This window comes from Anoxybacillus tepidamans PS2, assembly GCF_000620165.1.
GTDB lineage: Bacteria > Bacillota > Bacilli > Bacillales > Anoxybacillaceae > Anoxybacteroides > Anoxybacteroides tepidamans_A.
In genome coordinates, this window is record NZ_JHVN01000020.1 from 43,275 (window position 1) to 49,274 (window position 6,000).

Annotated in this window: 7 protein-coding genes and 1 other annotated feature; all 7 genes read left to right on the forward strand. The window is 44.8% G+C overall.

Annotation, left to right across the window (positions count from 1 at the left end; genetic code table 11):
* Window positions 1-146: 146 nt before the first annotated feature.
* Window positions 147-2,078, forward strand: coding sequence for a threonine--tRNA ligase (gene thrS, locus N667_RS0114240; protein ID WP_027410199.1), 1,932 nt, complete (start codon window positions 147-149; stop codon window positions 2,076-2,078).
* A 142-nt stretch (window positions 2,079-2,220) separates the two neighbouring features.
* Window positions 2,221-2,354, forward strand: a sequence feature (ribosomal protein L20 leader region).
* 213 nt (window positions 2,355-2,567) lie between these two features.
* The gene (infC, locus tag N667_RS0114245; RefSeq protein WP_084279233.1) at window positions 2,568-3,083 is read left to right on the forward strand and encodes a translation initiation factor IF-3; all 516 of its coding nucleotides are present in this window, start codon (window positions 2,568-2,570) and stop codon (window positions 3,081-3,083) included.
* A gap of 22 nt (window positions 3,084-3,105) precedes the next feature.
* On the forward strand, window positions 3,106-3,306 hold the full coding sequence (gene rpmI / locus N667_RS0114250) for a 50S ribosomal protein L35 (RefSeq protein ID WP_027410201.1): 201 nt from the start codon (window positions 3,106-3,108) through the stop codon (window positions 3,304-3,306).
* Between the two features lie 37 nt (window positions 3,307-3,343).
* A complete protein-coding gene (gene rplT, locus N667_RS0114255) occupies window positions 3,344-3,703 on the forward strand; it encodes a 50S ribosomal protein L20 (protein ID WP_027410202.1) in 360 nt (119 codons plus the stop codon).
* A 78-nt stretch (window positions 3,704-3,781) separates the two neighbouring features.
* Window positions 3,782-4,033, forward strand: a complete 252-nt coding sequence (locus N667_RS0114260) for a DUF1294 domain-containing protein (protein ID WP_027410203.1) — start codon at window positions 3,782-3,784, stop codon at window positions 4,031-4,033.
* 16 nt (window positions 4,034-4,049) lie between these two features.
* A complete protein-coding gene (locus tag N667_RS0114265; RefSeq protein WP_027410204.1) occupies window positions 4,050-4,535 on the forward strand; it encodes a dUTP diphosphatase in 486 nt (161 codons plus the stop codon).
* A 67-nt stretch (window positions 4,536-4,602) separates the two neighbouring features.
* Entirely contained in the window at window positions 4,603-5,688 is a 1,086-nt protein-coding gene (locus N667_RS0114270) for a M42 family metallopeptidase (protein ID WP_027410205.1), read from the forward strand.
* The last annotated feature ends 312 nt before the right edge of the window (window positions 5,689-6,000 follow it).

Genomic DNA, 6,000 nt, shown 5'->3' on the forward strand with positions numbered 1-6,000 from the left:
GACGGAAAGCACCGTTATGCGATTCGAGCCATCGTTTATTGCTTTTTTATGCAAGCGATGGGAAGAAGGGTGGAACCACGAATTCAACTCGTCCCTTATTTTGGGACGAGTTTTTTATTTTAATTTAAAAAAGGAGTGAAATAGCGATGTCAGAGGTAATCAAAATTACATTTCCTGATGGTGCGGTAAAGGAGTTTCCGAAAGGCACAACGACAGAAGATATTGCCGCTTCGATCAGCCCTGGCTTAAAGAAAAAAGCGATTGCTGGGAAATTAAACGATAAATTGCTTGATTTGCGCACACCGATTCACGATGATGGGACGATTGCGATTATTACGCAAGATATGCCAGAAGCTCTGGAAATTTTGCGCCATAGCACAGCTCATTTAATGGCGCAAGCAATTAAACGTCTCTACAAAAACGTAAAACTTGGCGTAGGTCCCGTCATTGAAAACGGATTTTATTATGATATTGACATGGAAGAGTCGTTAACGCCAGAAGACCTTCCAAAAATTGAGAAAGAAATGCAAAAAATTGTAAAAGAAAACTTAGAAATTGTTCGCAAAGAGGTCAGCCGCGAAGAAGCAATTCGCCGCTATGAGGAAATCGGCGATAACTTAAAGTTAGAATTAATTAATGATATTCCTGAAGGTGAAGTTGTTTCGATTTATGAGCAAGGTGAATTTTTTGACCTGTGCCGCGGCGTTCATGTGCCATCGACAGGCAAAATTAAAGAATTTAAACTCTTAAGCATCGCGGGTGCATACTGGCGCGGCGACAGCAAAAACAAAATGCTCCAGCGCATTTATGGAACAGCATTCTTCAAAAAAGAAGATTTGGACGAGCATCTTCGCCTGCTTCAAGAAGCGAAGGAGCGCGACCACCGCAAACTTGGAAAAGAACTTGAGCTGTTTACAACGTCACAAAAAGTGGGACAAGGCTTGCCGCTATGGCTTCCAAAAGGAGCAACGATTCGCCGCACGATTGAACGTTATATCGTTGATAAAGAGTTAGAACTTGGCTACCAACATGTGTATACACCGGTGTTGGGAAGCGTCGAGCTATATAAAACATCCGGCCACTGGGATCATTACCAAGACGGCATGTTCCCGCCGATGGAGATGGATAATGAGCAATTGGTGCTGCGCCCGATGAACTGCCCGCATCATATGATGGTGTATAAAAACAAAATTCATAGCTATCGCGAACTGCCAATCCGCATTGCTGAGCTTGGAACGATGCATCGCTATGAAATGTCAGGAGCGCTGACAGGACTTCAACGCGTGCGCGGCATGACATTGAATGATGCCCACATTTTCGTTCGCCCGGATCAAATCAAGGACGAATTCAAACGAGTTGTCAATTTAATTCTTGAAGTATATAAAGACTTCGGCTTAAACGAATATTCATTCCGCTTGTCGTACCGCGACCCGCAAGATAAAGAAAAATATTACGATGATGACGCGATGTGGGAAAAAGCGCAAAGCATGCTGCGCGAAGCGATGGACGAACTCGGACTTGAATATTACGAAGCGGAAGGAGAAGCAGCGTTCTACGGTCCGAAGCTAGACGTGCAAGTGCGCACGGCGCTTGGAAAAGACGAAACGCTGTCAACAGTTCAGCTCGATTTCTTGCTGCCGGAACGCTTCGATTTAACATATATCGGCGAAGACGGAAAACCGCATCGTCCAGTTGTGATCCACCGCGGTGTCGTATCAACGATGGAACGTTTTGTTGCTTTCTTAATTGAAGAGTATAAAGGAGCATTCCCAACGTGGCTTGCGCCGGTACAAGTCGAAGTCATTCCAGTAGCGCCGGCTGTCCATGCCGACTACGCATATCAAGTGAAAGAAGCGTTGCAGTCGCAAGGATTCCGCGTCGAAGTCGACGAGCGCGACGAGAAAATCGGCTATAAAATTCGCGAAGCGCAAATGCAAAAAATTCCTTACATGCTTGTTGTCGGCGACAATGAAGTAAAAGAACAAGCTGTCAATGTGCGGAAATATGGTGAACAAAAAAGCGAAACGATGCCGCTTGACGCCTTTATCGATGCATTAAAAGCAGAAGTGCGCCGCTAAAAAATAAAAAAACATATTGTCAAATATAGAAACATTCGATATAATGAAAATCGTTGTGTCGAAAGGGAACTCGCAATAAGCAAATATTGACATGCTGCTTCCAGTGTGTTATGCTTTATAAGTCGAATAGAATACTTGTTTGTGACAAAAGCAGAAGCACCCGGCTTCTCACCTGTTTGACGCAGATGGCTGTTGGCAGGTTGTTACGGTTCGTTTCTTATATATTTCGATCGTAATAAGCATGGGTGTCGTATGCATCCATGCTTTTTTGTTCGAAAAGCGAAGGCGGCGAGAATAGCTCTCGAAGCGAAATGTTCTTCACCTGAAGAGGTGCTTGCACCTCGAAGGGGAAGATTATTTCGCACAAGAGAGTTAGCCGCCACAGCTAGACAAAACGGAAAGCGGAGGCGAGCGCTATCGTCCCGTTTTCCGCGAGAGGGTGCTCATGCAAACAAGTCATTCGCGAAAAAACCTTGGAGGTGGCTAGTTATTAGCAAAGATTTTATCATTAACGAAGGCATTCGTGCGCGCGAAGTTCGTTTAATCGATCCAAACGGTGAACAGCTAGGCATTAAATCGAAGCAGGAAGCGTTGGAGATTGCTGCAAGGCTGAACCTTGATTTAGTCATGGTAGCACCAAACGCGAAACCGCCGGTATGCCGCATTATGGATTACGGCAAATTCCGTTTTGAGCAACAAAAGAAAGAAAAAGAAGCGCGCAAAAAGCAAAAGGTGATTAACGTCAAAGAAGTGCGTTTAAGCCCGACAATTGAAGAGCATGACTTTAACACAAAGCTCCGCAACGCGCGCAAGTTCCTTGAAAAAGGCGATAAGGTAAAAGCGACGATTCGCTTTAAAGGACGGGCGATCACGCATAAAGAGATCGGTCAACGTGTGCTAGATCGTTTTTCTGAAGCATGCGCCGATATTAGCATTGTGGAATCTGCACCAAAAATGGACGGTCGCAGCATGTTTTTAGTGTTAGCGCCGAAAAACGATAAATAATTGAACGAGGAGGATACACCCTATGCCAAAAATGAAAACTCACAGAGGCTCTGCAAAGCGCTTTAAAAAGACGGGTACTGGTAAACTTAAACGTTCTCATGCGTTTACTAGCCACTTATTTGCAAACAAAACGCAAAAGCAAAAACGCAAACTTCGCAAAGCAACGCTTGTATCTTCTGGCGACTTCAAACGCATTCGTCAATTGCTTGACAACTTAAAATAATTTTTGGAACGAAACATAATCGTAGGAGGGAATACAAATGCCACGTGTAAAAGGCGGAACAGTAACGCGCAGACGTCGCAAAAAAATTCTTAAACTTGCAAAAGGCTATTTCGGTTCAAAACATCGTTTATATAAAGTTGCGAATCAACAAGTAATGAAATCGTTGATGTACGCGTATCGTGACCGTCGTCAACGGAAACGCGATTTCCGTAAACTTTGGATCACTCGTATCAATGCGGCAGCTCGCATGAATGGCCTTTCTTACAGCCGTTTAATGCACGGCTTAAAGCTTGCGGGCGTAGAAGTGAACCGCAAAATGCTTGCTGATTTGGCAGTTAACGATGCAGCAGCATTCGCACAGCTTGCGGATCTTGCGAAAGCCAACTTAAATAAATAATGTAAGGAAATCGAAAATGTAAGTGACCATTCTCGCTTAAGAGAATGGTCATTTTTCATAAACAAGGTGGCGATCATGATGGGATGGTATATCGTGTTTATCAATATCATTAGTTTTTTGACGATGGCAATTGATAAGCATAAAGCGAAACATCGAAAATGGCGCATCTCCGAACGGACGATTTGGCTTCTGGCACTCGCTGGCGGTGCGGTGGGAGCAACAGCTGGCATGTATAGCTTTCGGCATAAAACAAAACATCGTGTGTTCCGCTACGGATTACCTATGCTTGCTGTTATAGATATTTACACATCTATTACTTTGTATTGGTAACAGAGGGGGAAATGAGATGAATATTCCATTGCTTTACTCATTGCAACGGCAACTTGATGAACGGATTGAAACACAACACGGATTACAGCAGGAAAACCTTGTTGATAAAAAGGTATTAGCGCTCTTAGTCGAACTTGGCGAGCTTGCGAATGAAACGCGTTGCTTTAAGTTTTGGAGCGTCAAGCCGCCGGCGTCGCAAGAAAAAATATTAGAAGAATATGTGGATGGGTTGCATTTTATTTTATCGCTCGGGCTTGATTGTGGATTTACGTTTGGCGGAAACCGCAGCCAAAAATTGTGTTCGTCGCCGATTGAACAGTTTTTGTGCGTCTATCAAGCTGTTAATCAATTTTATGAAGCAAAATCATTTGAAAACTATGAACATCTATTTGCTGAATATTTATATTTAGGCGAACAGCTCGGCTTTTCGACCGAACAAATCGAGCGGGCGTATACACAAAAAAACGAGGTCAACCATGAGCGGCAAAATCAGAATTATTAACAAATTTTGTACATTGACTCATGTTTAGGTATAATGGGGATGGAGTAGATGTGAAAGGGGTTTGAGCATGACAAAATTGGATGCGACTTTAACGATGTTAAAAGAGTTAACCGACGCAAAAGGTGTGCCTGGAAACGAAAGAGAAGCGCGGGAAGTGATGAAGAAATACATAACTCCTTATGCCGACGAAGTGATGACAGACGGGCTCGGCAGCTTAATCGCGAAAAAAACAGGAAAAGAAAACGGTCCAAAGATTATGGTTGCCGGCCATTTAGATGAAGTCGGTTTTATGGTTACGCAAATCGATGAAAAAGGATTTATTCGCTTTCAACCGCTTGGCGGCTGGTGGGGACAAGTCATGCTGGCTCAGCGTGTTACCATTATGACAAAGAATGGTGATATCACTGGTGTGATCGGTTCGAAGCCGCCGCATATTTTACCTCCGGAAGTAAGAAAAAAGCCAGTAGAAATTAAAGATATGTTCATCGACATCGGCGCAACAAGCCGCGACGAGGCAATGGAATGGGGCGTGCGCCCGGGCGATTCGATCGTTCCATACTTTGAGTTTACAGTGATGAACAACGAAAAAATGCTGCTTGCCAAAGCGTGGGATAACCGCATCGGCTGTGCGATCGCAATTGATGTATTAAAGCAGCTGAAAGATATCGAGCATCCGAATGTTGTATACGGCGTTGGCACGGTGCAAGAAGAAGTGGGCTTGCGCGGTGCAAAAACATCGGCGAACTTCATTCAGCCGGATATTGCGTTTGCCGTCGATGTCGGCATTGCCGGCGATACACCGGGAGTGTCTGAAAAGGAAGCGATGGGCAAGCTTGGCGCCGGGCCGCACATTGTGTTATACGATGCGACGCTCGTGTCGCATAAAGGGTTGCGTGAGTTCGTCATCGATGTTGCAGAAGAACTGAACATCCCGTACCATTTTGACGCAATGCCTGGGGGAGGAACAGATGCGGGCGCCATTCATATGACAGCAAGCGGTGTTCCGGCGCTCACGATCGCCATCCCGACGCGCTACATCCACTCGCATGCGGCGATGCTTCATCGCGACGACTACGAAAATACGGTGAAACTGCTTGTCGAAGTGATTAAACGTCTAGACGAGGAGAAAGTGAAAGAGATTACGTTTGATTAATGTTTGAGAAAAGCCAGTGTATGTGCGCTGGCTTTTTGAAATTATATTTAACACATTCACCGAGAAGTCTCCCACCTCTAAGCGAAGTGTAGGTGGGGGATGAATCGGATGTTTTTCTTTCTAAAACAGAACGTATGTGCTATAATCGTCTTAACCAAGCTGTAGGGAAAGGGAGGAATCTCAATGCTTCGCGGTCAAAAAATCGCCTTTCGTGCCTCCAAGAAGGATCTCGAACGGCTGGTGGCCTGCAATCGGGAGTCGGCACGCGTTTGGAATGAGTGTCTTCGGCTATCGAAAGAATACTTCCTTCAA

Bases quoted from the DNA above. Each gene is read 5' to 3' on its own strand.
- thrS (WP_027410199.1), top strand. From the start codon at position 147: ATGTCAGAGGTAATCAAAATTACATTTCCTGATGGTGCGGTAAAGGAG.
- rpmI (WP_027410201.1), top strand. From the start codon at position 3,106: ATGCCAAAAATGAAAACTCACAGAGGCTCTGCAAAGCGCTTTAAAAAG.
- rplT (WP_027410202.1), top strand. From the start codon at position 3,344: ATGCCACGTGTAAAAGGCGGAACAGTAACGCGCAGACGTCGCAAAAAA.
- N667_RS0114260 (WP_027410203.1), top strand. From the start codon at position 3,782: ATGGGATGGTATATCGTGTTTATCAATATCATTAGTTTTTTGACGATG.
- N667_RS0114265 (WP_027410204.1), top strand. From the start codon at position 4,050: ATGAATATTCCATTGCTTTACTCATTGCAACGGCAACTTGATGAACGG.
- N667_RS0114270 (WP_027410205.1), top strand. From the start codon at position 4,603: ATGACAAAATTGGATGCGACTTTAACGATGTTAAAAGAGTTAACCGAC.